This window comes from Streptomyces bungoensis (genome assembly GCF_001514215.1).
In the GTDB taxonomy this organism is placed as follows: Bacteria; Actinomycetota; Actinomycetes; order Streptomycetales; family Streptomycetaceae; genus Streptomyces; species Streptomyces bungoensis.
Window position 1 is genome coordinate 100795 of record NZ_KQ948873.1, and the last position, 26056, is coordinate 126850.

Sequence of the window (26056 nt, forward strand, 5' to 3'; positions counted from 1 at the left end):
GGGGGCGGTGGACGAACCGACATGTTCGCCTACCGCCCCCTCGGCATTGCCGTGTCAGACGGCGGTCAGGCCGCCGTCCACTGCCATCGCCGTCCCGGTGACGAACGAAGAATGCGGGCCGGCGAGCCAGAGCGCGGCGTGCGCTACCTCGTCCGGATGCGCCATGCGCTTTTGGATCTGCCGCTCGACGAACGCGGTCTCCAACTCGGGGTGCTGCTTGACCGCACCCTCGATCAGTTCGGTCCGCGTGGTTCCGACCACCAGGGAGTTGACGCGGATTCCGCGTTCGCCGTATTCGGCTGCTGCGGCCTTCGTCAGCCCGATCACCGCGTGCTTGGCGGCGACGTACGGCGCTCCAGCCCCGGTCGCCACCACGCCCGCCGTACTGGCGGTGTTCACCACGGCACCGGTTCCCGCGCGGAGCATGGCCGGAAGCTGGTGGCGCAGGCAGTTCCACAGGCCGCCCACGTTGACGGCCATCACCTTGTCGAACTCGGCGTCCTCGGTCTCGTGGAGCGGGGTGCCCGCGGTGCCCCAACCGGCATTGTTGAAGGCCACGTCCAGACGACCGAAGGTCTCCTCGGCCCTGGCCACCACCTGGCGGACGTCCTCGGCGCACGCCACGTCGCCCGGTGCGGCCAGCGCTCGGCCTCCGCCGGCTTCGATGTCGTCGGCGAGTTGCTTGAGCCGGTCTTCGCGCCGGGCCATCAGTACGACGGCCGCTCCCTCTGCGGCGAACAGCCGGGCGGCGGCGGCGCCGATGCCACTGGATGCTCCGGTGATCATGGCGACTCTGCCGCTCAGCAGACCGCCGGATCGGTGCCCGCTGTCGTTCACTGTCCCTATCCCCCCTGTTGAACAGGCAGCTCTCACCTTGGCTGGTCGCACCATCTCGGTCTCAGGACCGTGAGTTGTGGGCCGCCTGCGCGTTGGCCCAGACCGTACCGCAAGCGGCTTCGGTATCAACAGCACTGAGCAGCGACTCATCGATGGCATGCAGGGAGTCGACCACATGGCGGACGCCCGCTTCCCTCATCAGCTGACGCTGGAAGCCGTGCTCGAAGCCGCTGGGACAGCCGATGAACGGCACGCCGAGCTCCTTGGCGTTCTCGGCCACGCGGGCCACATCGTCGACGAAGAGCACCCGGTCAGGAGCGAGTCCGAAGATGTCCTGGGTGATCTCGCGGACCCCGGGACGGAAATCGTTGGTGCACACGTAGCCCGGCCCGTCGAACAGATGCGCCCACGGCCCCAGGAAACGGTCGAAGTGCTCTTTGCCCAGTCCGCCGTAACACACCGTGCGCAGCCCCAGGTCCCGGATGCGGTGCACCAGTGCCACGGCGCCGTCGGACAGCCGGACCGGGTGCTCGCGCAGGTAGACGTCACGCTCGCGGAAGTAGGCCTCGAGCACCTGCGAGGCCGTCATCGGCACGGGCACGGACCGCGCCAGGTACGCGCTCGCCACCTGCTGGGGCTGGGAGAAGACGTGCCGCTCCAGCTCGGCCGTGTACCGCCCGCCGCGGCTGACGACGAAGTGATGGATGACCGGGCTGAACGAGTCGTTCAGCAACACGCCGTCGATGTTCAGCGCGACTAGGCGCAGCTGACGATGTCCTGAGGCCACGCGAGATCTCCTGGGTCGGTGGAGGGCGGGAACAGCCGTGGGGCTGTGCGCGGAGGATGTCCGGGCGCGGTTGCCGGTCAGGCGAAGCGTCGTACGTCCAGGTTGATCGACGCGGCGATCCGTGCGGGCGCGACGCCCGGCAGGAGGATCCGCCACATGGCCACGACCCGGTCGGGCAGGTCCTGCCGGCCGCTCACGGCCTTGGCGAACATCTGCATACCGGTGCACGCGCTGACGAGGAGCTCGGCGAACTGGCGTACGTTCACCGATTCGTTCACTTGGCCCTCGTCCTGAGCCTGCGTCAGGCTAGTCTCAAGTATGCGTGCCCAGTCCACGTACGGCGAGGCGTCGTGCATCCCGGTGCCGTCCTGCTCATTGGTGAGCCGGACGCCCGCGCGCAGCAGGACGTCTCGCTGGATCTGCCATGCCCAGACGAACGTCATGTCGACGATGCGCTGCAGTCCGTCCGAGTCCAGTCGCGGGACGATCGTGTCGGGCTGCGCGTTCATCACGGCACGCGCCAGCTCCTCCTTGGACTTGAAGTGGAAGTACATCGCCCCTTGGGAGACACCGGCTCGCCGCATGATCCTGTTGACGCTGGCGCCGTTGTATCCGTACTGGTCGAAGACTTCGGCAGCGCCCCGGACGATGGCTTCCCGCGTCTTGACTGCTCGGTCTTGCTGCAGCTTCACCATTTGGGGCGAGCTTCCTCTCGACAAAAAAAACGAACAACCCCTATTTTATAGCCCGCCCCACCCATCCGGTAGGGGCCCAGGGGGAACATCGCACGCCCATGGGGAGAGGCATGCTTACAACCGCAGAGTCACAGAACCCGGCTAGACCCACACTCACCACGACCGTCGCCAGGGAGTACGTGCACCGGGCGGCTCTGTCGGAAGTCCTACTGACCGGATGGGCCAAGGTGGGGCAGGACGCCTTCACCGCCACCGCCCAGTGGCCGCGCTGCCACAGCTTCTACGTGCCGGAGTACGGCCTGCACGACCCGCTGCTGCTGTGCGAGACCATCCGGCAGACCAGCACCCTGATCGCCCACGTCGGCTACCACGTGCCGCTCGGCCACCATCTCACCTGGTCCCGGCTGCAGTTCGCCGTCAACCCCGAGGCCCTGCGTATCGAGGCCACCCCCGCGGACGTCTACCTGCGCGTGACCTGCTCGGACATCCGCTACCGCCGTTCGGTGCCGGTCTCGATGTCCATGCACATGGAAGCAGCCCGGGACGGTGTCCTGGTCGCCAAGGCCAGCGTCGGCTTCGGCAGCCACTCCCCCGCCGTCTACCAGCGCCTGCGCGCAGGTCGGGAGGTCGGCGAGATCTTCGCGAGCGCACCGCAGCCGCCGGAGCCGGTCTCGCGCAGCACGGTCGGCCGGCTCCGCAAACAGGACATCGTCCTCGCGCCTACGGACGAGCGGCTGCGGTGGCAACTCCGAGTCGACACAAGCCACCCCGTGCTCTTCGACCACGCACTCGACCATGTTCCGGGCATGCTGCTGCTGGAGTCGGTGCGCCAGGCGGCGCACGCCGTCGACCCCGCACGAGCGGGAGCGGTGCTGCCGACGTCGATGGACGTCTCGTTCAACCGCTACGTCGAGTTCGACGCACCCTGCTGGATCGAGGCCGAGCCGATGCCGGCGACCGCCACATCGTCCGGCACGCGCGACAAGATCCGGGTCAACGCCACACAGAAAGGTTTCTCCGTGTTCCACGCCAGCGCAGAGTTCGCGGATGCCGCCTGGCTGTGAGAAACCGGCGTTACGATCCGGCGTGAGAGTCACCACGCCACGGGGGGCCGTGCCGACCGAACGCCGCGGGTGATACGAACCGGGGGAGGAACCATGTAGAGCGCAGAGTGCGACTGTGCCCGGGAGGGCAACGGTCGGCGACCGATCCCCAGTGAGCCATCACTGGGGTCAACGGTCTTCTCACACCGCCCGTCGAGCTGCCAACTCGACGGGCGAAGGCTCGTTTCCGGGTGCCACCCCAGGAACGTGCGATGCCAGGTTCTGCCGGAACCGTCAAGCCGCCGCAGAGCGGCTTCGTCATGCCTCCCTACAGAGACCTCTCTATGATGAACCAGAGTGCCGCGATTCTCCAGCCCTCGGACTGTGCTTTTGGGGCTGAAGGTCGCTTTGATAGTGATTTTTCGCCGACTGAATCCAGTCAATCTCCGGCTGGAATCGAGCGTTGCGTCGCCGTCGTGCGCCGTGGTCGGGTGAAGGTGCCGATGCGGATCGTCGAATCCCCGCACTACACCGACGCCGCACTCAGCGTCTACGTCAAGGTCAAGGCTCTCGGCCTGCGCCCTGAAGGCTGCACCGCAGGGGTCGCCACCCTCGCCTCCTACCTGGGTATGTCCGCATCGACCGTTCAGCGTGGTCTGGCGCAGCTGCGGGCTGAAGCCCCCGACGGCATCATCGAACTTCCCGACAGCCGGCGCCGCTCCCTGCCGGGCGGAAGGGGAACCACCGCATGCCGTCGGGTCCGTCCGCTGCAGTCCGCCGAGCGGTTCATCTGGCTGCCCGTGGCCGCAAGCGAACACCTGCGTCCTCGCCTGCTCCGCGCTTTGGCGGTCATCGCCTTCGCCGTCGCGCAGAAGATCCCCCTGACCGAGAGCGCGCTCGCCGGCTTCCTGCACCACCATTCCGGTCCACGGGCCGGAGAGGCGATCAGCACCGACGCGGCGGGCCGCATCGTCGACGAACTGGCCGCGTCGGGTTGGATCAGCGTGCGGCGGCGGGCCGGGCTCCAGGGACGCCACGTGTTCGTGGTCCACGACGAGCCGGTCGTCGTCTCTTCCTACTTCGATGACCGATCAGGTCTCGACGCTGATGCGCGTTCGCTCGCGTATAAGGAAGACCTGAAGATTGACCGACCCGAGAACGACGCTGCGCCTTTGCCATCCGCCGTAGGCGAGGTACCGGTGGACAAGCACGTCGAGACGTCCGCCCGAACGCCGGGCGCCATCAGGGCAGCGGATGGTCGCGCGCTGCGCGCGGAGGACCGAACCCCACCTGTCCCGCCCTCCCCCACCCGCAAGGAGCCCTATGACGGGCCGCAACTGACCTTCAGTGGCAGGCTTCACGCCGTCCTGGAGCCGGTTCGCTTCCTGCTCAAGAACGTGAACACCTACGTGCAGCGCAGAATCGGTCGGGAGATCGCCCGACAACTCGACGACGGCGTCACTGTTCCCCGCCTGCAGGCCAGGCTCACCCAACGCCTCGCGCAGACCTTCCTCGACGACATCCGGGACGCGGGGCGGTGGCTGCTGGGTGTCGCGCTCCCCCGCTGGGGCTGCGCCAATCCGGACTGCGAAACAGGCGTGCTCTGGTCGACCGGCACGCGCTGCCCCGCCTGCCGCGAAGTGGCGTCGGTCCGCCGGCACCGCACACCACTCCCCCGTACGGAGCTGGGCGGGGAAGCCGGAGCACGAAACGTCTCGTGTTCCGTGGTCGTTCCACCGCCCCCTGAGGCCCGCATCGTGTCCTGCTGCCCTGGCTGCGAGCGTCCTCACCGCCCAGGGAACTCCGGCCTGTGTGATGGATGCCGGACCGCCAACGAACCTGTTACCGCGGGCGACGGCGCACGGTGCCGGGGTAACGACGGCATGTGCGGCCGCCCGGCACCGCACGGCCTGTGCTGGCGGTGCCGCATCGCCTCGGAGGGACAGTCGGTTGCCGCACCGCCAGGTACCGAGCGCAGGCAGGACCTTCAGGGGCGGCCGGCCAGGGTCGTCTCACGCACCGGGCTCTCCTCGGAAGCGTCGAGTTCCGAAGTAGCCGGAGCCACGGCCTCTGCCGTCTCAGACGCGGCGGGTACGGCAGCCTCGTATGCCGCCTTGACCGCTCGCCGCTCCTTCCACAGGTGGTAGACCGCGATGGCGAGAATGGCTGTGCCGATCAGGTTGGCGACGAAGTGCCACCACACCCGGTACGTCACCAGTGCCGGACCCGGTTCAATCAGGCCGAACCAGGTGGACAGGCCGATGGCGCGGGTGGCGCCGAGCGCGACGGAGAGGGTCAGAACGACGTGCTCCAGGCCGTGGATGGTCTGCATCCACACGCCCATCCTGGCCCACTTGCGCGACTTGAGGTTGCGCGCGGCGCGCTGCGTGATCTGGGCGATGCCGACAAGCCCGGCGAGGAAGATGAAGTTGCCTACGAGGTGCAGGATCTCCATGCCGAGCGTGGGCTTGGTGGGATCCACCTGGCCCATGCCGCGTGCCAGACCGGTTCCCCAAGGAGTCATCCAGGCCGGGGAGTACGGATGGGCCACCCAGTAACCGACCTGCGCGACGTGCTCCTGGAAGTGACCGACCTGGCCGATCACACCGAGCCCGATGACGGCGACGGCAGTCTTGTACATCCAGGGCCGGACCTGCCGTCGGTTCCCGAAGGCGAGCACGACCACGGCCGCCCACATCGCGACGGCCCATCCCGTGAGCAAGAGGGCTCCCAGCGTGTCCCAGGATGAGACACCGCTCCCCCCCATACCCGACATGCTTCCCATCCCGTGCGCTCCGTGCGCGTGATCCATGGGTGCCCCCTCATGGGAATCGACTCCGGACAGCGACCTGAAGGGCGCTCGGCGTCACGCTAGGGATCGTCGGTACCCGGCGGCCACTTCAAATGTGCGGACTTGCGGTACCCCGGGTGCGCCCTCCTCCTGGCCTCCTTGCGGCGCCTCGCCCAGGTTCACCGCTTGCACGAAAGCCAGCAAAGCTGGCAGGTGCTGTCCCGCGTCCGACGACCGATCCGGAATTGGGCATCGCGGCTGATTCCGTAGTACGTGCGGGGCGACCGCGCCTATGACCTCACGCCGGCGGCGACCTGAAGACACGACCGCGCGGCTGCCCCGTAGGCGATGGGACAGCAGACAGGCGAAGGCCGGGATACCACCGGGATCTCCGGTCTCGGCCGGGTACGGCGGTCATTGCCGCAGTACGTGAGGCGGTAGCCGGGCTGGCAAGGCTCGCGGCCCGCGATGGGTCGGTGCAGTGCGCGGTGAGCGCGGCCTCCACGATCCGCTCGTCCGAGCCTATCTGGCGGCGACTGTCGCGCTGGACGAGTGCGGGGTGGCGGCGGGCTTCCGCTGGCGGCGCCGGAGCGGCCGGTCGTCCGTCACGGCGGCGGATACCGGCGGCGAGTCCCCCTCTTTGCCCACATCGACGACGACCTGCGCGGGGATCGCTTGGGCCGTGGCTGGACGCGCTCAAGGATGGACCCATTGCCGAACTGAGCCCATCGGGGTTGCTCAGATGCTAAGGAAGACGTCCTGGAGACCGCACCTCATTGACGTGACGTACATGAGGTGCGGTCCGGAGGACGTCATGTGGCGCGGCGAAGTGGGATGACGACGTTTTCGCCCATGCGCTTGGGGTCGAGCCGGTAGTACCTGATGTGACCGAGCCTCTCGGTTTCCTCGAGCCAGCCGGCTTCGATGACCTGCTTGCGGGTGCGGGAGAAGACTGGAGGGGCCATGCCCACGAGCTTGGCCAGGTTGGCGGCGGTCTCCAGGACGGCGCCGGACCGGTCGGTGGGGTGGAGGGCGTACAGCATGACGACGAGTCGCTGATTGGCGGTCATGCCAGCTGTCTTCTCAAGCAGCTCGAGGTTCTTCTGCTTGGCGTCGTTGTCAATCACTGGGCCTCCCACCGCGCAGGGGCGCTCTCGTCGAATCCGGGGATATCCGGCGGGTTACACGTCTTCACCGCTTCACGCTGCTCGAGCCCCGTCCCGTGGAAAGCGATGTAGGGGCTGATCCGGTAGAAGTTGTAGTTGCCGACCCGTCCACGAACGATCAGGATGCGGTGTTTGACCAGCTTCCTGTTGATCTTGCCTACCGCGTCAGCGGACATTCCCACACGCTTGGCGATGTCCGCGCCGGTGGCTCGCAGCGGTTCCATGCCCTCCGGGGACACCCCGATCCACCAGAGAACCAGGAACTTCTGACTCGGTGTGAAGGCCTTGGATTCGGTGATCGCCTCGACACGCGCCTTGTCGACCTGCGTGTGCCTGCCCGAGAAGGCGTACGGCGCATAGGGGACCGGCTCGCCCGTATCGGCGTCGACCAGCCTGCGTACTGCTCCCAACGAGCCCTCCGAGCGAGGAGATAACTACTGGTTCATGAGTGGCGGCTGTGAAGCCGACCAGATGAACTTAACGTACATGAGCAGGAAGTCAATCAACTCCGCCTGTCAGCCGTGTCGGTTGCTGCGTCGCTCGGGTCGTGGGTCATCGGCACGCAGTGCCCGTTCGGCAGAGTCATGTACTCCACGTCAATTTGGTGCGGTTGCAGGAACCGGGTGCCAGATCCTGTGGCCGTGGTGGCAGTTCCCTTGACCGTGGTCCCGGTTCCTGGAGTCGTGGTGCCTGGTCTCTGGAACCGGGTCCCGGGTTGAGGGATCTGGGCACTCAGATCCCTGAGTCGTGCTCCACGATCTCCCGAACTGCCTGCCAGTCCTGGCGATCGTGGTGTACGCATACGTTTCTGCAGGTCAGGACCGCTTTTGGGGTGGCGCTCTCTTACCTTGGTAAGCAGCACGCCGTTCACCACACCTCACCCCGCTAGTGGCATGGTCCTGTCCTGCGCCTGCGACGAGGTTGGTGGGCCGACTGTTTGCTTGCACTGCTTCGCACGACGGCCGACAACCGCTGCCCACGCACGCGAGCCCTCCACGGGCTCGCAGCCGGCCCAGGTCCCTCACTGCCTCGGTAGCTGGGATCAAGGCCGCCGGGAAGCTCAACCCGCCGCTTTCCGGCGCGCACGGTCTTCGCCACGACGAAACGGGTTCGCGCCGGGAAGCGGCGGGGCAGCGGGGTCCAGGGGCCGGCGAAGGCCCCTGGTACCACGCTGCCGCACCACGTCCGGGGACGTCACTAAGCCCGCAGGCTCCAACGGCGGGTGCGTAGGCAACTGCTGAGGAAGCAGTGAGGCGCACCCGCGGACCTACCGGACCCGGCAGGAGAGGTCTGCGGTGGCCCGCATCGGAGACATGCACATTCTGAAGTCATCCGAGTGGCGGAACCTGTGAACCGGAGGCTAAAGGTCGAACTCGATGTACTCGATGTCGGTGAAGCGCACCTCTTCCAACATCCCGGCGCGGCGGCCGCTGTCTTGGAAGTACACGTCCTTGAGCGCTTCAGCGGCGATCTCCTGGAGCCGCTGGTCGTTGGCGCCCTGTTCTTGGGCTTGGAAGAGGCGGGCAGCGTACTGGGGTGGCAGTGCGACGGTGAGGTGACGCAGGCGGGCGTCGTCGGTGGAGCCGATCGGGGCGGTGTAGCCGATCCTGGCGCGGGTGTCGATGACGATGCCGTCCGTGGTCGCCGCCCGCTGCTTGGCCTGGGCGCGGATCTGCGGTTGCCACCGCTTCGTCACCTCAGCCTTCAGGCGGGCGGCGAGGTCGGGGCGAGGCTTTTTGATCTGGTCTTTGACGTACCGCTCGACGGTGCGCTGGGAGATCCGCAGCATCTGGGCGACGGGCCTGGTGCCCTTGAGCTGTTTGACCAGGTAGCGCATCTGCGCGCCGGCCGACTTGGGGATGGGTCGGGTGAACGCCCCCTGGACCGCCTTGTCCAGGCCGGCCCCGAACATGCTCATCGAGGTCTACCTACTCCCCGTTGTCCTTGTTGGTGACCTGACCGTCCTTGATGTACCGGGCGAGGTTGAGTTCTGGCGCCTGGAACTGCTCTCGGACTCCTTCGCCCCACAGCACCGTCTGGGTGCCCTCGTGCTTGACCATCCCTGGCGAGACGCCGAGCCGCCAGCCACCCGGCAGCGGCTTGCCGTTGCGGTAGGGCAGGAAGTCCAGCGGGGACGGGCCGTCGGCGGCGTACACCGCGCAGTCCGAGAGGATCGCGGTGGGGTACTGCCCGGTGAACGCCGCGTGCTTGACGAGCTTGCGGTGCATGTTGATCCGGGTACGGGAGATCACGGCGGCGCGGATGTCCGGGCGCCAGGTCGGCCGGGACAGGGCTCGCCAGGGCTGCCCCGGCTTCCATCCCTCGCCGCGCGGCCGCTCGCGCAGCTTGCCGATGCCGCCCTTCACCGTGGCCTTGATCGCGGAGACCAAGATCGCCATTTCCGGGTCACGGTCCCGGTACCCGTCCATCGCCGTGAGGAATTCTTCCGGGGATGCGTCGGCGGGTACGCCGAGGTCGGCCATGGTGGTGATGTAGGCGTCGCGCAGGCGGTTGTACCAGGCGTCAAGGTAACGGCCGTTGTCGTGCCGCACGTATGCCTCGATCGGGCGGACGTCGTAGCCGAGCTCGACGGCGTAGGCGACGGTGGGCGTGGCGTACCAGGCCGGCCCACCGGGACGCTCGCCCGTCGGGGTGAACGGGCTGGGCAACAGGTCCCCATTCAGATCCGCCCACTCTTTGCCGAGCTTGATTCGGGACAGGTCGACATGGGACAGGTCAACGAGCCAGGAGCCGGGCAGCTTCGGGTCGAACAGGGGCTGCTGGACGTGTGTCGGTGCGCCGAGACCCACGGTCAGGCCGTTGGCGCCGGCGGCGAAGGCCATATTGACGTCGATGCCGACCAGGTACCGCTTAGTGCATTCGTCGTCGGTGAGCGGCCGCGCCCAGTCATACGCCTCTTCGAACAGCTTCTCGGCAGGGGTGCGCTGGTGGAAGCGCGGCAGGTCCTTGAGGAGAGGGTGCCCGTCGGGAGCTTCGCACGGGGCGCAGTCGACCGGGTGCTCACCCAGCGAGCCCGGGTTCTTGGTGTCTGCCTTCCGGAAGCCGCCGGTGGCTTCGTCGCGTACAGCGTGGGTTGGGGGGTGCAGCGCAGTCATCAGCTCGAGGCCGGTGACCGCGGTGGAGCCGCGCGGCGTCATCACCCGGGACGCGTAGGTGCCCAGGAGCCGGGCGAGTTCCGCCGGCGGTAGCTGCCCCGCAATGCCCCAGTGCCGGGGGTCGAGCGCGCGCCAGGACGGGATGCACAGCTGCACGCACTGGCGCTCAGATCCCTGCGCCGGGCGGTAGATCCGCGCCCAGGGCCCGAACCCGCGCTTCGTCAGCTTCCAGTCGGCGCGCGCCAGCTGCCTGAGGACCTTGTGATCCTCCTGGAGGCGACCAGTGCGCCGCTCTTCGTCGGTGAGGGCGACCGGCAGGCCGTAGTGTTCCAGCGCGGCCTCGGTGAGCACGAGCAGCGGGTCGGCGTCCTTGCCCGGGCCGGACAGCTTCGGCTGCCCCAGCTTGCCCTCCTTCAGAGTCCACTCCACCAGGGCCGAAAGAGAACTTGTGGGCACGTCGAGGACCAGGCCGCCCACGCAGTACGCCAGGACCTGCCCGTCGTCGGCGTCGACGACCGCAAGCGGACCGTTCTCGAAGTGTGGGTCGGTGCCGGCCACCGGGGCATGAACCGCAGCGGCCTTCTTGGTGCCAAAGGATGTCGACGAGCGCCTGGCAGCGTGTGGCACCGGATGCGGCGCTGTAGCCCCGGTGGCAGCCGTGGGTGCAGCGGGACGGGATCGGGTGTGTCCGGGAACATGCGCAGCTGCGGACTCGGGCGTTGGGGGTGGCTCTTCGGTCCGCTTTCCCGTCGGTTCGGGCTGATGGGGGCGCGTGTCGCCCTGTGCCGTGTCCTGCTCGGACGCAGTCACGGTGGGGGTGGGGTAGAGCTCCGCGAGTTGCTTGAGTAGCCGGGCGTACGCGTTGCGTTCCGGCGGCCGCGGCTCCGTCTTGCCGGACTCCCAGCCGCTGACCGTGGCGCGGCGCACCTTGAGGGCTGCGGCGACTTCTTCGACCGTGAGGCCGTGTGCTTTCCGCAGCCGCCTGCGTTCCTCCGGCGGCGGCAGCGGGGAGCGGGACGCGATCAGCGCGTCGACCGCGTCGAACAACTCGGACATGGAGTACCTCCACCCCGGATCCTACCACCGAACGCACGAACGGCGCATTTTCCGCGTACATCTTGCGTACGAATGTCGTCTGCTCGATCAATATTGGCAACAAGGCTCGGGGTGATCACCTGATGCAGCGGCGACATCGGATCTCGCCTTCGTGCCGCTCGTCGGTCGGAACGAGCCCGGCGGCAGTGGCGACGGCAGCGGATGCCCGATGCTCAGGGTGGATGTGGGCGATGACGGTGTGCACCGCTGTCAGCTAAGCCAGTCGACGAGGCCTCGGGCTGCTTCCCTGCAGGGCTCGTGGAATGTCCGGCGTGCCGCCGATGAAGGTGTGCAGGGCTGGCGCGCGTGTATGCGGATCACCACTTCGGGACGGGCTGCTACCACCGGAAGAGGTCAGCTGGGATTCAGTGGCGTGATGCCGGTTGCGGCGTACACCTCAGGCTCAAGCGACAACACTGTCAGGGGCGCGCCTTCCCTGGCTGCCTGCCAGGCGATCGCCGCCGCGTGAGCCACCGGCCAGTCCACGTCCTTCCAGGCCATCGCATCGACCGCGTGCGCCGCGGTGAAGGGCACCTGCTCCGCGAACCGCAGCGACGCGGCATGCTTGCCGGCGCCGACAACGTGCCGCTCGGCGGCCCGCACGGACAGCGAAGGAATGATCACCTGGCCGCTGCCGCGCGAGGCCTCGATGTAGAGGCCGGTGAGGAAGGGATCCGCACGGTACAGGGCGGCCAGAGCGGTGTGGTCCAGGACGGCCGTCAGGGTCATGCGGCGGCGCCGCCCTGATGGGCGCGGATCTTCGCCCAGGCGTCCTGACCGGCCTGCTGGACCTGCTCGGTGTACTCGATGCCGAGCTCGCGAGCGGCCTCGGCAGCCCGCTGCTCTCGCTCGGCTGCCGTGAGCTCGCGGGTGGCGAGCTCCTCGAGCAGCTCGGTGATGGTGGTGCCACGCTCCTCAGCGAGGAGCCGCAATCGGTTACGCACTTCCTCGCTGGTCTTGATGCTGGTTGGCTTGCCCATGCCCCTGATTCTACCGCCGGTAGAATCAGGGGCAGCAATGAGTCTGCAGGGATTCACTACTCCCCCGCCCGTCGGCGACGCTTGCCGACCAGCCTGATCTCGGTGCAGCCGGTGACGATGGATGGTGGGCGATGCGCGGTGGGCATGGAACGAACTCGAAGGCGCGCACGCGGTCAGGAGCCCGTCCGCGTCAGGTCCTGCAAGCCCACCACCCGCAACAACTGCAAGCGCTCGTACGACTCCGTGCCCGGGCGGGCCGTGTGGATGACGAGCAGCTGGTTGTGGCCCGAGTTGACGAGGACCTCGCAGTCGAGTTCGAGGATCCCGATCGCAGGATGCCGGAAGCGCTTCATGGAGGCGCGGCGTACGGCGACCTCGTGGTCGTCCCAAAGACGGGCGAACTCCTCACTCGCGGCGCGTAGTTCGGCGACGAGGGCGGCGGGTTCGGGGTCCGTGGGGCGGGCCGAGGCCACCGCTCGCAGGCCGGCCACCTGCTCGCGGGCGCGCTCCGGGCGGTCCTCGAGCGGGAACAGTTCCTGGGCCGAGGGGTCCAGGAAGTAGCGGCGGATCATGTTGCGTCCTCGGGGCGGGCGGGCGAGGACGTCTCCGCTCAGCGCCCGCGACAGCGCGTTCTGGGCCAGGACCTCGCCGAGGTCGGTCGCCACCATTGCCGGGGTGTCGTGAAGCCGGTCCAGCACCAGGAGTAGCCCCGGGCGCACGTGCGTGCTGGTCGCCTCCCGGCGCGGCGCCTCTTCACCGGTGAGGTGGAAGAGGTGGTCGCGTTCGTCCTCTGTCAGGCGCAGGGCGCGGGCCAGCGCGGTGAGCATCTGGCGGGACGGGCGCGGTCCCCGGGCTTGTTCCAGCCGCGTGTAGTAGTCCACGGACATGCCGGCCAGCTGGGCCACCTCCTCGCGGCGCAGCCCCGGCGTACGGCGGCGGGCTCCGGTCGTGAGGCCCACGTCGGAGGGGTCCAGGCGGGCGCGAGCGCGGCGCAGGAAGTCGGCGAGTTCGGCTCGGTTCACCTGTCGAGGGTGCGGGAGGCAGGCCGGCTCATCCAGGGACTGGTGATCCCCTGATCACGGGGTCTCTCCCCCTTCTCCCCGCGTCGGCCGAGGTTGGTCGTCGACGACAGGCGACACAAGTACGTGAGGAGCACATCGTGTTGACTTTGGTGACCGGTACGACGGGACAGGTCGGACGCCGCTTCGTGCCGAGGCTGCTGGGCCAGCGGCAGCCGGGCGAGCAGGTGCGGGTCCTGGTGCGGGACGCGGCCCGCGGCGAGCGCTTCGCGGAGCTGGGCGCCCAGGTCGCCGTAGGAGACATGCGCGACGAGGAGACACTGGGCAAGGCGCTCGCCGGCGTGGACGCCGTCGTGAACGTCGCCGCCTCCTTCCGCGGGGTGCCGGACGAGGAGGCGTGGGCCGTTAACCGGGACGCCGCGGTGGCCCTGGGCCGCGCCGCGCAGGCCGTGGGTGTGGAGCGGTTCGTGCAGGTCAGCACGAACAACGTGTACGGCCTCGGACGCGGCCGCCCGCTGACCGAGGAGGACGAGAGCCGGCCGGGCGGCGCGATGTGGGGCGCCTACCCCGAGTCCAAGGCCGAGGCCGAGCGTGAACTGCTCGCGCTCAAGGGCTTGGACGTACGCATCGGACGGCTCCCCTTCCTTTTTAGGCGCTGCGCGGACGGCGTCCTGACGTCTTCTTCGTGGCCGTCTTCCTGGCTGGCTGCTTCTTGGCGGCCGCCTTCTTCTGGGACTCGGGCAGTTCGTGCACCTCGGCCTCTTCCGCTGGCTCCCCTCGGGATGACTTGGCGACGTCCCATTCCGCCCCGCCGGGTATCCGGGCCGTCCGCGCAGGAGGTGACAACCCGGCGCGGAGGCAGACGCGCAGGCGAGGGCCCGCTCAGGGGCAGGAACGATTTCTTACACATGACAAAGCCCGCACCGGGGGTCGGCCCTACACTCGACACCCGACCCATAGTCCCCAGGTGAGTGACAAGAGGTACTCATGGATCCGATGGCGCCGGAACTGCTGACGGCCCTGGCATCCGGCACGGCGGGCGCTGCCGGCCAGCAACTGTGGGCGTCCCTGCGCGCCCTGGTCCACCGCCCCTCCCCGGTGGAACCGACCGGGACCCTCGAACTAGACGCGCTCGCCGCTGCTGCGGACACCGCCGAAGGAACCGCACGGGCAGCTGACTTGACCCGCGCCTTGGCCGAACGGGCCCGCCAGGATCCCGCGTTCGCAGACGCCCTGGGCACTTGGCAGCGGACGCCCGCTTTCGCCACCGTACGCACGACGGGTTCCAGCGACGTCCACAACACGGTCTCCGGCGGCCGCCAGCAGACCGTCATGGACGGGAGCGGTGGCGTACCGACCGATCTGCAATCACGCCTTGCCCGCAGTCCCATGCTGCCGGGCGAGTGACCGACTACCCACGCATGCCCGCTCCGTAGCCGGGCCAGCCCAGCAAATCGTCCTCGTACAGGTCGACCATGGTTGCCACCGGCCGCACTGGCCCTTCAGCCGTGATCTGCAGCAGCCCAGTCAGGCAGAGGGGCGCCGCCTGGTGCCGCCGCCGCTGCCGTTCAGCGGGATCAGCGTCTCCAGATGAGCGCCTTTGACCCAGGAGCCCAGCAGGTCGCGGTGCAGCGCCACGATGTCCTGGCGCAGTGCCAGGCCCAGCGCGGCCTTCGTGAACGTGCGGCAGGTGGTGACGAACAAGGCGACGTCCGCGCCGTGCTCGAGACGGGCTGTACCGACGAACTTCTGCATGTCCTGCGACGACACGCTCCGGTGCGGCGCGTACTTCTTGCACTGAACGACCAGCTTGCGGCCGTCGGCCATGTAGCCGACGACGTCCGCGCCCAGGTCGCCGCTCTTGCCGCTGACGACGACCTTCTTGCAGCCGTCCCGTCGGCACAGCTCCGCGATGTACGCCTCGAATCCCTGCCACGATAAGGCGTCGACCTCGGCCATGGACAACTCGCGCGCTCGGGCCTCCTCCTGTGCCCGCCACGCGCGGTCCTGGCCGACCGCGTGACGGTGCGCCCGCAGCAGCGCCCAGCCGACCCCGCCCAACACGGCAGCGGCGAGTACGGCCACCAAGAGGGGCCACACCATCGACCAGTGCCCGGCGACCCACACCACTGCGGCCAGCGCTGCTACCGCACCCCAGCCTTGCAGTTGTCTGCGGGTCCGCTTCTTCAAGCGCCGGCGCCGTCGACGTGTGGCCATCACCTTCCCGCTCCCCTGACACGTGATCCGCAGTATGCGCTGACGGGCGCCATCCAGCCCGTGCACGTGCGAGAGCTCATCGGCTGGCCTGTGTAATGCCGCTCGCAAGCTGCCCCAGAATGTTCATGATCCCCTGACCGGCTGGGGTGGGAGCGATCAGGACTCCCAGCGCCAGGACGATGACGACGGTCAGCTTCTCGTCGAAGCGACTACGGGCCTCCGTACGCCGTCGCAGCCGCCAGACGACGATGACTGCGAGCAGCACCGCCACGTTGATGGTCAGCAACCGTCCAGACCTCCCCCACCGACCGGCCACCACTACGCGGGAACGGCAGAGCGCCGCTCTAGCCTTCCTGTGTAGCGGCGTCTCAGTGACTGTGGAGACGGGTTGCCGACGAATGACACAAAGCCATCGGACCTGGCTGAATACCGCAGCGGCTGTGTTTCACGCCTCGATCCGCACGCCTACGCACAGATCACCCGCCTCGCCACCGTGAGCAGCGCCCCGGAGGAAGAATGCGCAACGTCCGGACGACCGTGCGGCCCGCCGGACGTTGACGGCCTCGATGACGCAAGCCCGTTCCAGGCGCGCCTTCGTCGCCCAGACCGTCGACTCCGGGCGCACGATGATCTGGCCCCAGTCGGCGTCGAAGGCGACGGCCGCAACCTTCCCAGCCAGTTCCGGAGCGATGGACGCCTACCGCTTACGCGGCGTGACGCCGGCGGCCTGGAACCCCCAGGCCCGCTCGGTGACCAGCGCTCCGAGCACGTCGCCCACCCAATGGATCGTGACTGGTCCAGGGCAGCCGTGCCAGAGTCCGAGCCAGCCGTCGGCCTTCGAAGCCAGGCCGCCTATGCCTTCCAGCGCTCTTGCAAGTGTTCCGGTTTCCGCTTCGCTGAGAGCGCTCGCATCTGCAGTCGACGGCCATGATGTATAGCCAGATCGGCCCGTTTGGGAGTGAGATCGCTATAGGCTCCCGCTGCACTTGCTCAGCTTCCCAGGGGGATCCTTTCGCGTGCTCGTCTTGCTGCCGCAGCCGTGGCTGCCGCCGTCGCCGGTGTCTTCTTCAGCGCACCGGCCGCTTCTGCGGCGACGCTGCCGTCCACCAACACCGCTCACCACTGCGTCCACCACACCACTGGGGTGTGCGGATGGACGCACCACAAGAAGCCCGCGAACAAGTACGAGACCGCGAAGTGCTCCCACCACCACGGCGTCGCCTCCTGGTTCAAGTAGGCATGTACGTGCCGCGTGTGGCGAGGTGGGCCGCCCATATCGTCCATTTATGGGGCGGCCTACCGGCCCTTCACCGGCCGGCGTAACCGTCGGCTGGTGAGGCCAGGCGCGAGAGCCTGCACGGCGGTCACGTCGTTAGACAGCGGTCGCAGTCGCGAAGGTGGTCGCGCCCCCGGGAGCTGGCGTCGATGAAGCGGCCGTGGTCGTCCGCAGAAGCTACGGCGGAGAGGGCAGGATTCGAACCTGCGTGGGCCCCGAAGGGGCCCGACCGTGAGCCGAGCTCATTGGTCCCCGATCAACCACTCCGGGCACCTCTCCCTGCTCCCGGCTCCCTGTCCTGCGCGCCGGTCACAGGAACAACAGTGGCAGGAGACTCTGACCGCGCTCTGACACGCTGCTGACTGAGCCCTCGGCCGCCTTGAAGCCTCCATCCCCCGGGAACACACCACGAGCGATCAACTCGAGCACGGGCGCAGGCTCGTGCCCGTGCAGTATCACCAGCTCGTGGAGGACATCTGGCCAGGCTTGCGCTAAGGATCCCATCGCGTGTGGGTGATCAGCGGGTTGCGGTGGTTGATGCACGTGGTGCGTGCACGATGCCGTCGCCCGGAGGGCTGGTAAGAGCAGTAGGTATCAGCAGGCCCAGGATCGCGGCGGCGACTGTTTGCCCCGTCGGCTGAGACACCTGCACAATCAGCGACATCCGCGTCTATCCCTTCGCCTTCCGCCACCGACGCCGACCTGCCCAAGGTTGCCCAGCTCGACAGAGGGCCCAGCCCCCACTACCCTACGGCCCGCACCCGGACCGCCAGGTGCGGGCACATGCGCATATGAGCCAGCCTCACCAGCACTGGAATGCGAGAAGGCGGTCATCTCGAATGGCTTACAGACCGTCGCGACCCTCGGCATAGACGCGACGACCTGGACCTGGCCAACGGGCCGCTGCGACATTCCGGAACGCGCGACCGCATAAGGGTGAAGAGGCGCATCAGCTCGTACAAGTTGTGAAGGTGGGCCACGCGGTCACGAGCAACCGGTGGTCGGGCCGGGAGGCCCTGCCCGGGGTCACCCTTTGTAGCGGGTGGCCAGGGTCCGTACCGTCTCGGCGATGCGGTCGCGTAGTTCCGCCGGTGCGATGACCTCGACGTCGGTGCCCAGCCGCAGGAACTCTCCGTGGGCGTGTTCGATCGATTCGATGGGCACCCGTGTCTCCGTCCAACCGTCACCTGCGGGTGTCAGGCCGAGGCGGCGGGCTCCCTCCGGTGTAAGCCGTACCAGGGCCTCCCCGGTGTGCAGCCGGGCCCGGAAGTCGGCCAGATAGCTGTTCCAGTGCGCGGACAGGTCGAACCCGTCCGGCGTGACGACATTCTCGTCCAGGGAGTGGAGTTCGAGGATCTGGTCGACCCGGTAGGTGCGGGTCCCGGACGGCCCTCCGGCTACCAGGTACCAGCGGCCGGCCTTCAGTACGAGCCCGTAAGGCTCCACGCGCCGCTCGATCTCCTCCGGCGCGCGCCAGCGCCGGTACCGCAGGACCACCGCCCGTCGCGTCCACACCGCGGCGGCGACCGCGGCCAGGTGAGGCGTACGGTCGGCGTCGCCGTACCAACCGGGGGCGTCGAGCAGGAAGCGTTCCTGGATCCGGCCGGCGTGCTCGCGCAGCTCCGCCGGGAGAGCGGCCCGCAACTTGAGCTGTGCGGCGGCGAGTGCCTCACCGAGGCCGAGGTCGGCCGCGGTGCCGGGGAGTGCGGCGAGGAACGCGGCCTGCGCTTCGTCCGCGGTCAGTCCGGTGAGACGGGTCCGGTAGCCGTCGACGAGCCGGTAGCCGCCCGCGTGTCCGGCCGCGCCGTACAGCGGGATGCCGGCCGCGCCGAGCGCATCGACGTCCCGGTAGACCGTGCGGACGGAGACTTCCAGCTCATCGGCCAGCTGTCGGGCCGTCATCCGGCCCCGGTTCTGCAGCAGCAGGAGCAGGGTGACCAGCCGGCTCGCGCGCATGCCCTCCAGTATTTACTGACACTGGATGTCAGTAAAGTGCCCCTAGCCTGCGGCGCATGGACGACTTCGACTTCCTGCACGGCTTCTGGGACGTGGCCAACCGCCGTCTCACCTCACCGCTCGGTCCGGGCCCTGCCACCTGGGCCGAGTTCCCCGGTCACGCGGCGGTCCGGCCGCTGTTCGGGGGTGCCGGCAACATCGACGAGATCACCTTCCCCACCCTGGGCCGCCAGGGCGTGACCCTGCGGCTGTTCGACCGCGACACGGAGCGCTGGTCGATCCACTGGTCCGACAGCCGGACGGGACGACTGGATCCTCCGGTGATCGGCGGCTTCACGGGCGACCGCGGTGACTTCCACGGCGAGGACACCTACGACGGCCGCCCGGTCCGGGTGCACTTCACCTGGTACCGCCTCGGCCCGGGTACCGTCCGCTGGGAGCAGGAGTTCTCCACCGACCAGGGCCGCACCTGGGAGCTCAACTGGACCATGGACCTCACCCGCATCGGGCGGGCCGGCGCATGAGCATCGTCGAACTCCGCCAGTACACACTGCATCCCGGCGCACGGAAGACGCTGATCGAACTGTTCGAGCGCGAGTTCGTCATCGGCCAGCGGGCGGTGGGCATCACCGTCGGCGGCCGGTTCCGGGACCTCGACGACCCGGACCGTTTCGTCTGGCTGCGCGCCTTCCCCGACATGGTGCAGCGCCGACGCGCACTCGAGGCCTTCTACACCGGCCCGGTCTGGCGGAAGCACCGTGACGCGGCCAATGCCACCATGATCGACAGCGATGACGTCCTGCTGCTGCGCGGCCCTTGCTTCTTCCCGCAGCCAGGAATCTGCGAGGTGGCCGCGACGGTCTGTCGGCCGTCGGACGCGGCTGTGTTCGACGCGTACGCGTTCCGGCACCTGGACCCCGGCCATGCACTGCACCGCACTGAGCACGCCGAGAACGACTATCCCCTCCTGCCCGTCCGCACCGGGGAGGACGTCCGGGTCTGGTTCGGCCCGGCCGACCCGCCGCCCTGGCCGATCCGACGGCTGCGGCTGGAACCCGTGACGGCTTGCAGCTGAGAGCTGCGGCTGGTCGTATCGGCGGCAATACCGGTTGCTGGGAGTCATTCAGACGGTGAGCGAACCGTGCCGCTCGGCCGGTGGCACGGATCCAGTTCAGCCCCTCCCCCACCGCGGACACGTATCAACACCACATGGATAGCCGCTCACCCTGTTGTCCCTCGGCTCCCTGGAGGCCGGGGCTGAGGGACAGCAGGAGGAGATTGCGGAAGCTCATGCGGAGTGGATGGGGGTTTCAGCTGGCGGGTACCGACTGACTGTCCCTGTGCTTGAGGAGCAGGTCCAGCATCTTGTTGAACTCCTCTGGCGGCATTTTGTGGGACAGGAGCTGTGCCGCGTACACGCCGTCCTCATAGGGAAACCTCTTCAGCTGCTGCCGGTCCCCATTACCAGAGGTCGCCCTGGAGGCGGTGGTTTGGACAGGAACAGAGGAAGTCTCCTGTATACCGTGGGCAGGCATTTCGGCCTCAGTGGCTACGGGAGCGGGAACCTGAGGCGCTCCTGCGGCAGCCGGTCCGCTTGATGCCGGGGATGGGTCTGCATCTGACTCGCTGGTGGCTGGACCGTGATGAGCTGCGGGGCTCGCTTCAGAGGCACCCCCGTTCCGGTCAGGTCGACCGGTGATTACGCCGTAATCACCGGGGAGACTCGCCTCCGGGCGAGCCGCGCGGCCCTCCGCTGTCTGCTCGTTCAGGCCCTTGACCGCGCGGGTCCTTGCCTCCTCCTTCCTGGTCCGCTCCGCTTTCATCTCCTCGAGAGCTGCTTGCTGTTGCTCGGCCGGCTTGTTGCCGACAGCGCGCAGGAGGTCGATGGGTTCTTCGCCGATGCGGGCTTGGAGTTCGGGCGTCAGGTTCAGCAGCGCCAGGCGTTGTGACACCCAGCCCTGGGAGCGGTGCAGGCGCTTGGCCAGTGCTCGTTGGCTGCCGTGGATGGCCAGGAGCCGTTGCAGGGCGCGAGCTTCGTCGATTTCGTCGAGGTCTTGCCGGTGGATGTTGGCGACGAGAGCGGACTCGAGGAGTTCCTCTGAGGTGCCGCCTTGGTCGTCGCTGACCATGACTTTGATCGTGGCAAGGCCGGCTTCGCGGGCGGCTGCGAGACGGCTGCTGCCGTCGACCACGACATGGGTGGTGTCGGGCTCGAGTGCGGCTTCCTGGCCCGGGTTGGCTTTGACGTAGGCGTCACGGTTCATGATCGTGATCGCCTGCTTTTGGCCGTGCGTTTTCAGGCTGCCCGCAAGATCGGTGAGGTCTCCGAGAGTCGAGCGCGGGTTGTCGGGGTTGAGGCTGATGCGGTGGACGGGGAGCTCTGTAGGGGCTGTGACGCCTTCGGTGGGTACCCCGGTGGCAGCGGCCACGGCTTGGCGGCGTGCGCTGACCGGGCGCACTCCCCCGCCGAATCGTCCGGCGCCGAGCTGATCGGCCTTGCTCACATGACCTCCCTTGCCAGGGCGCGCATGCCGACAGCCTGCTGCGATTTCGGTGCGTAGGCCAGCAGGGGCCTCTTCACTCGGACGGCTTCCTTCTGTTCCTTGAGGTCACCGATGAGTCCGACGACTCGGGGATCCTTTATGTCGACCCACCCTTGAAGGGATGAGGTGGCGATGTAGCCGCGGCGGGAGTCGTAGAGGTTGACGACGATGCCGAGGTAGTCGATGTCGATCGCCAGGTCGCCGCGGAGGTCGTCGATCTGTGTGGTGAGTAGCTCGTATGCGTCCGCGGAGCTGTCTTCGGCCTGGACGACGATCAGGGCTCCGGATTGTCCGGGCTTCTCACCGTCGCGGCGGCGTCCGTAGTAGGCGGCGGCGTCCATGCTGAGGCCGAGGCTGGGGGGGCAGTCGACGATGATTACGTCGTAATCACCCTCGAGCGGGGCGAGAGCGCGCTCGAGGGCGGCTTCCCGGGCGCGGACGGCGGAGAGACGCACGTCGAGGAGGAAGGCGTCGTTGCAGGCGGGCAGGAGGTGAAGCCGGCCGGCGAAAGTGTCGTCGTCGACGGAGACGATGAGATCGCGGATGTCGCCCTTGGGATCGCCCGCCATGTGGTTGGTGAGGCTGTCGCCGTTCATGGGCAGGGGAGTGGCGCCGAGCTGGTTGGTGAGGTGGCACTGCGGGTCGAAGTCCACGAGCAGTACGTGCTGGCCGGGGCCCGGCAGGTTCTCGATGTCGAGCGGGCTGTCGGTCGGCTCTGCCTCGTCGGCGTGGGTCTCGCTGGCGCGCAGCGCTTTGGTGAGGGCCTTGGCGATGCGTACGGGGTGGAGGGTGTTGGGGTCTTCGGCGAGTGCTTCGCCGAGGCCGGCGGTGATGGCGGTCTTGCCGACGCCGCCCTTTTGGTTGCAGACGATGATGCGGCGGGTGATCTCAGGCCGTTCGACGTCGGGGGCCGGGTTGGTGTCGAGCCACAGCTGGATGGACTGGGCCAGGCCCTGGATGAGGGAGACGCGTCGATCGGTTGCGATCTGCCGGAACTCGTCCCACTGGCCGGGCGGCAGGAAGGTGGAGAACGAGTCGGCGCCTGAGGTGTCGACGTTGGCGGTGGCGGAGGCCAGGTTGCACCAGTCGCTGATGCCCTGTTCGACCGCGGCCTGGATCTCGATGCCGTGCTGAGCGGCTCTCACTTTGAGGTTCTGCCGGAGCCATCCCGGCAGTTTGGAGACGACCTTCTCGCGGTCGCTGGACGTGGCTGGCGAACTCATGAAGACACCATACTAACGTTCAAGATCTTTAGCGCGCCCGACACGTTAGTAATCGCTACCTGACGTCTTGTCAGTCCAGGGTGTACGGGTGATTACAACCTGATTGTCGGCTGTCATGGGGGGTGCTGGTCTCTCCCCCGTGCTGGGTGATTACGGCGTAATCACCCAGCACGGGCTCCTGTTCCGGTCCCACAGCCATCTCCACGGACCAGCACAACGCCGTATCGCGAACCCAACCTGAAGCTGCGCGGCTTCGGGGCCGTCGCAGCGATTCGCTCCGACCATGCCGGATGTGATGAGGCGATAGAAGGATGCCGACGCCCCACCTCCGCAACGCACTTCTCACCAAGCCGCCCGGACAGTGACGCGCACTCGCCCCCCGACACGGGATCAGCGGGGCGCGGCACCGCGGCCCGAACTCCCGATGGCGGGCGGAGGGCTGCGCGCGGGCGGGGGTGCAGGTCGCAGTCGGCAGGGGTTACGAATCCCCTATGAACGCGGTGGCGTGGTCGGCTGCCCACTCGCGAAACGTTCGCGGAGCCTTCCCGAGGATGTCCGCCACCGCAGTGGTGAGGTATGCGGGCTGTCCGACCGCCGCGCTCCACGCGGCCAACAGCATGTCGACGACCGAGCTGGGCGCCGTGCCCTCCGACAGGCTGCGGAACTCGTCCGGCGTCATCTCCTCGAATGCGATCCGGCGCACCAGGGCTTCACCGATGACGTCCACCTGCGCGGCCTGGGTCAGCGATTCGGGGCCCGTGAGGACGTAGTCCCCTCCGGCGTATCCGTCCTGATGGAGCGTCCGCGCCGCGACGGCTGCGACGTCGCGGTCGTCGACCGGTGCCGTCTCGGCAGCGCCATAAGGCCAACGGACGACCTTGCCCGTCCTGATCGCGGGCGCCCACCAGGCCAGCGAGTTCGATGCGAGCATCCCCGGCCGGATGATCGTCGACTCGAGTCCGGTGGCCGCGATGAGCCGCTCGATGTCGGCGTGCAGGAGCGCCATGTGATTGGGCTGCTGGAAGAAGGGGTGCGGCGTCCGGTGCGGGGAGGAGAGGAAGACGACCCGCCGCACGTAGGCTGCCAGCCGGTCGACGGCTGCCGCGGTGGTATGAGGCGGCGCTGTCCAGACGAGGAAGGCCGCACCGGCGCCCTTCAATGCCGGGTCGAGCGACTCGGGCACGGTGAGGTCGCCGGTGAAGACCTCGACGTTCGCCGGCAGTGTTGCCGCCGCCTCGGAGCGATGGGTGAGGGCGCTGACTGGCACGCATCCAGGGGATTCACGCCGCTCATAAAAACGTTACTCGGTTAAAAAAGCAACCTAGTTATGAATGTTACGTTGGTCAGATGAGCGAGCCGACGGGACTGCGGGCCCGCAAGAAGGAGCGGACGCGTGACGCCATCGGCGATGCGGCCGTCTCGCTGTTCCTGGAGCGCGGCTTCGACCGCGTCTCGGTCAACGACGTCGCCGCGGCGGCCGAGATCTCCAAGCCGACCCTCTTCCGTAGTTCCCCACCAAGGAAGACCTGGTGCTGCACCGGTTCGCGGACCACCAGGGCGAGGCGGCACGCGTCGTACGTGACCGCAGGTCCGGCATCGAGCCGGTGACAGCGCTGCACCGGCACTTCCGGGCCGGCCTCGATCGGTACGACCCCGTCACCGGCCTCAACGATCATCCCGAGGTGGTGGCGTTCCATCGGCTGGTTTTCACCACACCGAGCCTGGCGGGACGACTCACGCAGTACCAGCTCGACGACGAGGCGGCGCTGGCGGACGCGCTCGGCGACGGCATCCAGGCCCGCCTGCGCGCCGCCCAAGTACTCGCGGTGCAACGAGTGCTCGCCCGGACCAACTGGCAGAGGATCGCCGACGGTCGAACCGCCCACGACGTCCAACCCGAGGCCGTGGCCGACGCCGACCAGGCATTCAGCCACCTCCATTAACGGGCGACGCTCGATCAAGTTCCACAGCGCCGACCGGGGAGGCTGGGGAGACCGCTGCGTCTCTCCACGGTCCCGGGAAGGCCGTTCGGCGGGTGGTGATTACGGCGTAATCACCACCCGCCGAACGGCGCGCACCGTGGAAGCGCTCTTGGGGAGTAGGTCTTCCAGCTCGCGTACCCTCGCCAAGGCTGCGATGCGTGCGAGTAGCGTGGCGGCCTCCTCCTCGTGCACGGGGCAGAACCGCAGCGGTTCTCGAGTGGCCGCGAGAGTCCGGCACGTCCCGAACGTGCAGCGGCGGACCAGGCTGGGCTGCTCGATGATTCGGATCGGATCGCGGCAGCATCCGCATCGGAACGCTCCGCGGCCTCGGCGGCTGTCCGGGGACATGTCGCGGCGAGAAGATCGCCCTCAGCGATCCAACGGCTCCCCACGCAGCCGGTCCCACGTCTTCGCACTCACAATGCCGTCGGCCTTCAACCCATAGCCCCTCTGGAGTCGCTTCACCGCCGACTCCGTTCCCGCCCCGAAGTAGCCGTCCACACCCTTCGGGCCTACCGAGTAGCCGTGGTGATGGATCAGCAGTGCCTGGATCTCCTTCACCTTGGCCCCCGCATCACCACGATCGGTGTACGCCGACCCCGAGTAGTAGCCGCAGTACGTACCGTCCACCGACGACTTGCACACCCCCGCCTTGGCCCCAGCGGCGAAAGCCTCACTCGCCAGACCAACCGGCACCACAGCCCCAGCAAGCACGGCAGCCGCAGCTACCGACAACCCCGCACGCTTCAGCAAGCCAGCGCTCCTTCCAGTCCGGCGGGCCCGGCCCGCCACTTGGGATATTTGGCAACGAAGCTATCCCCGCACCGGCCACAGAGGCGGTATATCGAAGGGGCGTATAAGACGTCGTTTCAGTTGGTGAGTCGGCGGTAGCAGATGAGGGCTGCGGCGATGCCGACGAAGGCCAGGAAGTGCTCAGCCATTCGCTCGTAACGCCGGTGCAGCCTTCGGCATCCGGCCAGCCAGGAGACCGTTCTCTCGACGACCCAGCGGTGTCGGCCGAGCCGCGTGGAGGACTCGATGCCCTTGCGGGCGATGCGATGGCGGATGCGACGCTCGCGAAGCCATTTCCGCAGGTGGTCGTAGTCGTAGCCCTTGTCGGCATGGAGCTTGGCCGGACGTCGGCGGCGCGGACCGCGTCGGGAGCGGATGGGCGGGATCCCGCGCATGAGCGGTTGCAGGCCGAGACTGTCGTGCATGTTGGCGCCGGAGATGCCCAGCGACAGCGGCACGCCGTTTCGGTCGGTGATGAGGTGGATTTTCGATCCCGGCTTGCCGCGGTCGGTCGGATTCGGTCCGGTCAGTGGCCCCC

The 26056-nt window shown here is 68.1% G+C and carries 25 protein-coding genes and 3 pseudogenes; 7 read left to right on the plus strand and 21 right to left on the minus strand.

Translation table 11 applies throughout. The features are described 5' to 3' along the window. Positions 1-54: 54 nt before the first annotated feature. The 3 genes from AQJ66_RS32380 to AQJ66_RS32390 form a co-directional block, all read right to left on the minus strand. Entirely contained in the window at positions 55-891 is an 837-nt protein-coding gene (locus AQJ66_RS32380; RefSeq protein WP_079060550.1) for an SDR family NAD(P)-dependent oxidoreductase, read from the minus strand. A 7-nt stretch (positions 892-898) separates the two neighbouring features. Beyond that, complete coding sequence (locus tag AQJ66_RS32385; protein ID WP_061929071.1) at positions 899-1624, minus strand: HAD family hydrolase; 726 nt, start codon at positions 1622-1624, stop codon at positions 899-901. 77 nt (positions 1625-1701) lie between these two features. Further along, positions 1702-2319: a ScbR family autoregulator-binding transcription factor gene (locus tag AQJ66_RS32390; RefSeq protein ID WP_061929073.1), complete on the minus strand. Its 618-nt coding sequence runs from the start codon at positions 2317-2319 to the stop codon at positions 1702-1704. A 110-nt stretch (positions 2320-2429) separates the two neighbouring features. Between AQJ66_RS32390 and AQJ66_RS32395 the strand changes: the two genes are divergently transcribed. Continuing rightward, the gene (locus AQJ66_RS32395; RefSeq protein WP_244162999.1) at positions 2430-3383 is read left to right on the plus strand and encodes a ScbA/BarX family gamma-butyrolactone biosynthesis protein; all 954 of its coding nucleotides are present in this window, start codon (positions 2430-2432) and stop codon (positions 3381-3383) included. Between the two features lie 1966 nt (positions 3384-5349). On the opposite strand, the gene AQJ66_RS32405 is transcribed toward AQJ66_RS32395, so the two are convergent. The 9 genes and pseudogenes from AQJ66_RS32405 to AQJ66_RS32440 all read right to left on the minus strand — a co-directional run bounded on the left by AQJ66_RS32405 (position 5350) and on the right by AQJ66_RS32440 (position 13532). Next, a complete protein-coding gene (locus AQJ66_RS32405; protein ID WP_061929079.1) occupies positions 5350-6174 on the minus strand; it encodes a DUF6008 family protein in 825 nt (274 codons plus the stop codon). 791 nt (positions 6175-6965) lie between these two features. After that, positions 6966-7277 (minus strand): hypothetical protein, encoded by a 312-nt coding sequence (locus AQJ66_RS32410; protein ID WP_061929131.1) that lies wholly within the window; start codon positions 7275-7277, stop codon positions 6966-6968. Continuing rightward, positions 7277-7729: a helix-turn-helix domain-containing protein gene (locus AQJ66_RS32415; RefSeq protein ID WP_061929082.1), complete on the minus strand. Its 453-nt coding sequence runs from the start codon at positions 7727-7729 to the stop codon at positions 7277-7279. Before AQJ66_RS32415 ends, AQJ66_RS32410 begins: the two co-directional genes overlap by 1 nt. Positions 7730-8679: 950 nt before the next feature. Then, positions 8680-9237: a telomere-protecting terminal protein Tpg gene (gene tpg, locus AQJ66_RS32420; RefSeq protein ID WP_061929084.1), complete on the minus strand. Its 558-nt coding sequence runs from the start codon at positions 9235-9237 to the stop codon at positions 8680-8682. A gap of 10 nt (positions 9238-9247) precedes the next feature. Then, a complete protein-coding gene (tap, locus tag AQJ66_RS32425; protein ID WP_061929086.1) occupies positions 9248-11491 on the minus strand; it encodes a telomere-associated protein Tap in 2244 nt (747 codons plus the stop codon). 115 nt (positions 11492-11606) lie between these two features. Further along, positions 11607-11776 (minus strand): annotated as a pseudogene (locus AQJ66_RS41080) (GNAT family N-acetyltransferase); the annotation flags it as partial. Between the two features lie 108 nt (positions 11777-11884). Beyond that, positions 11885-12259 carry a PIN domain-containing protein gene (locus AQJ66_RS32430; protein ID WP_061929088.1) on the minus strand — a complete coding sequence of 125 codons (375 nt, stop codon included), beginning with the start codon at positions 12257-12259 and terminating at the stop codon, positions 11885-11887. Beyond that, positions 12256-12510: a hypothetical protein gene (locus tag AQJ66_RS32435; RefSeq protein WP_061929090.1), complete on the minus strand. Its 255-nt coding sequence runs from the start codon at positions 12508-12510 to the stop codon at positions 12256-12258. Before AQJ66_RS32435 ends, AQJ66_RS32430 begins: the two co-directional genes overlap by 4 nt. A 173-nt stretch (positions 12511-12683) precedes the next feature. Then, the gene (locus AQJ66_RS32440) at positions 12684-13532 is read right to left on the minus strand and encodes a helix-turn-helix transcriptional regulator (RefSeq protein WP_061929091.1); all 849 of its coding nucleotides are present in this window, start codon (positions 13530-13532) and stop codon (positions 12684-12686) included. Between the two features lie 137 nt (positions 13533-13669). Between AQJ66_RS32440 and AQJ66_RS40435 the strand changes: the two genes are divergently transcribed. Continuing rightward, positions 13670-14500, plus strand: coding sequence for an NAD-dependent epimerase/dehydratase family protein (locus AQJ66_RS40435; protein WP_244163000.1), 831 nt, complete (start codon positions 13670-13672; stop codon positions 14498-14500). A gap of 16 nt (positions 14501-14516) precedes the next feature. Continuing rightward, on the plus strand, positions 14517-14936 hold the full coding sequence (locus AQJ66_RS32450; protein ID WP_061929093.1) for a hypothetical protein: 420 nt from the start codon (positions 14517-14519) through the stop codon (positions 14934-14936). Between the two features lie 120 nt (positions 14937-15056). On the opposite strand, the gene AQJ66_RS32455 is transcribed toward AQJ66_RS32450, so the two are convergent. Beyond that, complete coding sequence (locus AQJ66_RS32455) at positions 15057-15746, minus strand: restriction endonuclease (RefSeq protein WP_061929133.1); 690 nt, start codon at positions 15744-15746, stop codon at positions 15057-15059. 76 nt (positions 15747-15822) lie between these two features. Next, entirely contained in the window at positions 15823-16032 is a 210-nt protein-coding gene (locus AQJ66_RS32460; RefSeq protein ID WP_061929095.1) for a hypothetical protein, read from the minus strand. 753 nt (positions 16033-16785) lie between these two features. Between AQJ66_RS32460 and AQJ66_RS32465 the strand changes: the two genes are divergently transcribed. Next, positions 16786-16983 carry a hypothetical protein gene (locus AQJ66_RS32465; protein ID WP_061929097.1) on the plus strand — a complete coding sequence of 66 codons (198 nt, stop codon included), beginning with the start codon at positions 16786-16788 and terminating at the stop codon, positions 16981-16983. 222 nt (positions 16984-17205) lie between these two features. Here the strand turns inward: AQJ66_RS32465 and AQJ66_RS39135 are convergent. Both AQJ66_RS39135 and AQJ66_RS32470 read right to left on the minus strand, forming a co-directional pair. After that, positions 17206-17301: pseudogene (locus tag AQJ66_RS39135) on the minus strand. A 747-nt stretch (positions 17302-18048) separates the two neighbouring features. Continuing rightward, the gene (locus AQJ66_RS32470; protein ID WP_061929100.1) at positions 18049-18978 is read right to left on the minus strand and encodes a helix-turn-helix transcriptional regulator; all 930 of its coding nucleotides are present in this window, start codon (positions 18976-18978) and stop codon (positions 18049-18051) included. Positions 18979-19034: 56 nt separating this feature from the next. Here AQJ66_RS32470 and AQJ66_RS32475 point away from each other — a divergent pair, with 56 nt between their 5' ends. Both AQJ66_RS32475 and AQJ66_RS32480 read left to right on the plus strand, forming a co-directional pair. Further along, on the plus strand, positions 19035-19502 hold the full coding sequence (locus tag AQJ66_RS32475; protein WP_061929102.1) for a hypothetical protein: 468 nt from the start codon (positions 19035-19037) through the stop codon (positions 19500-19502). Further along, positions 19499-20053, plus strand: a complete 555-nt coding sequence (locus tag AQJ66_RS32480) for an NIPSNAP family protein (RefSeq protein ID WP_061929104.1) — start codon at positions 19499-19501, stop codon at positions 20051-20053. Before AQJ66_RS32475 ends, AQJ66_RS32480 begins: the two co-directional genes overlap by 4 nt. 235 nt (positions 20054-20288) lie before the next feature. On the opposite strand, the gene AQJ66_RS32485 is transcribed toward AQJ66_RS32480, so the two are convergent. The 3 genes from AQJ66_RS32485 to AQJ66_RS32495 all read right to left on the minus strand — a co-directional run bounded on the left by AQJ66_RS32485 (position 20289) and on the right by AQJ66_RS32495 (position 24011). After that, on the minus strand, positions 20289-21482 hold the full coding sequence (locus AQJ66_RS32485) for a ParB/RepB/Spo0J family partition protein (RefSeq protein ID WP_079060552.1): 1194 nt from the start codon (positions 21480-21482) through the stop codon (positions 20289-20291). Beyond that, positions 21479-22744 (minus strand): ParA family protein, encoded by a 1266-nt coding sequence (locus AQJ66_RS32490; protein WP_061929106.1) that lies wholly within the window; start codon positions 22742-22744, stop codon positions 21479-21481. The genes AQJ66_RS32485 and AQJ66_RS32490 overlap by 4 nt, the downstream gene beginning before the upstream one ends. Before the next feature lie 478 nt (positions 22745-23222). Then, positions 23223-24011 carry an NAD(P)H-binding protein gene (locus AQJ66_RS32495; RefSeq protein WP_079060553.1) on the minus strand — a complete coding sequence of 263 codons (789 nt, stop codon included), beginning with the start codon at positions 24009-24011 and terminating at the stop codon, positions 23223-23225. Between the two features lie 80 nt (positions 24012-24091). On the opposite strand from AQJ66_RS32495, the pseudogene AQJ66_RS32500 reads away from it, so the two are divergent. Further along, positions 24092-24687: pseudogene (locus AQJ66_RS32500) on the plus strand (TetR/AcrR family transcriptional regulator). A 408-nt stretch (positions 24688-25095) separates the two neighbouring features. On the opposite strand, the gene AQJ66_RS32505 reads toward AQJ66_RS32500, so the two are convergent. Next, positions 25096-25479, minus strand: a complete 384-nt coding sequence (locus AQJ66_RS32505) for a peptidoglycan-binding domain-containing protein (RefSeq protein WP_061929108.1) — start codon at positions 25477-25479, stop codon at positions 25096-25098. Positions 25480-25595: 116 nt separating this feature from the next. Then, positions 25596-26056 (minus strand): IS5 family transposase (locus AQJ66_RS32510; RefSeq protein ID WP_107119108.1); only part of this gene is annotated, 461 nt, incomplete at its 5' end.

Coding starts and splice junctions, on each gene's coding strand:
- AQJ66_RS32380 (WP_079060550.1), bottom strand. CDS start 891: ATGGTGCGACCAGCCAAGGTGAGAGCTGCCTGTTCAACAGGGGGGATA.
- AQJ66_RS32390 (WP_061929073.1), bottom strand. CDS start 2,319: ATGGTGAAGCTGCAGCAAGACCGAGCAGTCAAGACGCGGGAAGCCATC.
- AQJ66_RS32395 (WP_244162999.1), top strand. CDS start 2,430: ATGCTTACAACCGCAGAGTCACAGAACCCGGCTAGACCCACACTCACC.
- AQJ66_RS32405 (WP_061929079.1), bottom strand. CDS start 6,174: ATGGATCACGCGCACGGAGCGCACGGGATGGGAAGCATGTCGGGTATG.
- tpg (WP_061929084.1), bottom strand. CDS start 9,237: ATGAGCATGTTCGGGGCCGGCCTGGACAAGGCGGTCCAGGGGGCGTTC.
- tap (WP_061929086.1), bottom strand. CDS start 11,491: ATGTCCGAGTTGTTCGACGCGGTCGACGCGCTGATCGCGTCCCGCTCC.
- AQJ66_RS32430 (WP_061929088.1), bottom strand. CDS start 12,259: ATGACCCTGACGGCCGTCCTGGACCACACCGCTCTGGCCGCCCTGTAC.
- AQJ66_RS32435 (WP_061929090.1), bottom strand. CDS start 12,510: ATGGGCAAGCCAACCAGCATCAAGACCAGCGAGGAAGTGCGTAACCGA.
- AQJ66_RS32450 (WP_061929093.1), top strand. CDS start 14,517: ATGGATCCGATGGCGCCGGAACTGCTGACGGCCCTGGCATCCGGCACG.
- AQJ66_RS32455 (WP_061929133.1), bottom strand. CDS start 15,746: ATGGCCACACGTCGACGGCGCCGGCGCTTGAAGAAGCGGACCCGCAGA.
- AQJ66_RS32470 (WP_061929100.1), bottom strand. CDS start 18,978: ATGCGCGCGAGCCGGCTGGTCACCCTGCTCCTGCTGCTGCAGAACCGG.
- AQJ66_RS32475 (WP_061929102.1), top strand. CDS start 19,035: ATGGACGACTTCGACTTCCTGCACGGCTTCTGGGACGTGGCCAACCGC.
- AQJ66_RS32480 (WP_061929104.1), top strand. CDS start 19,499: ATGAGCATCGTCGAACTCCGCCAGTACACACTGCATCCCGGCGCACGG.
- AQJ66_RS32490 (WP_061929106.1), bottom strand. CDS start 22,744: ATGAGTTCGCCAGCCACGTCCAGCGACCGCGAGAAGGTCGTCTCCAAA.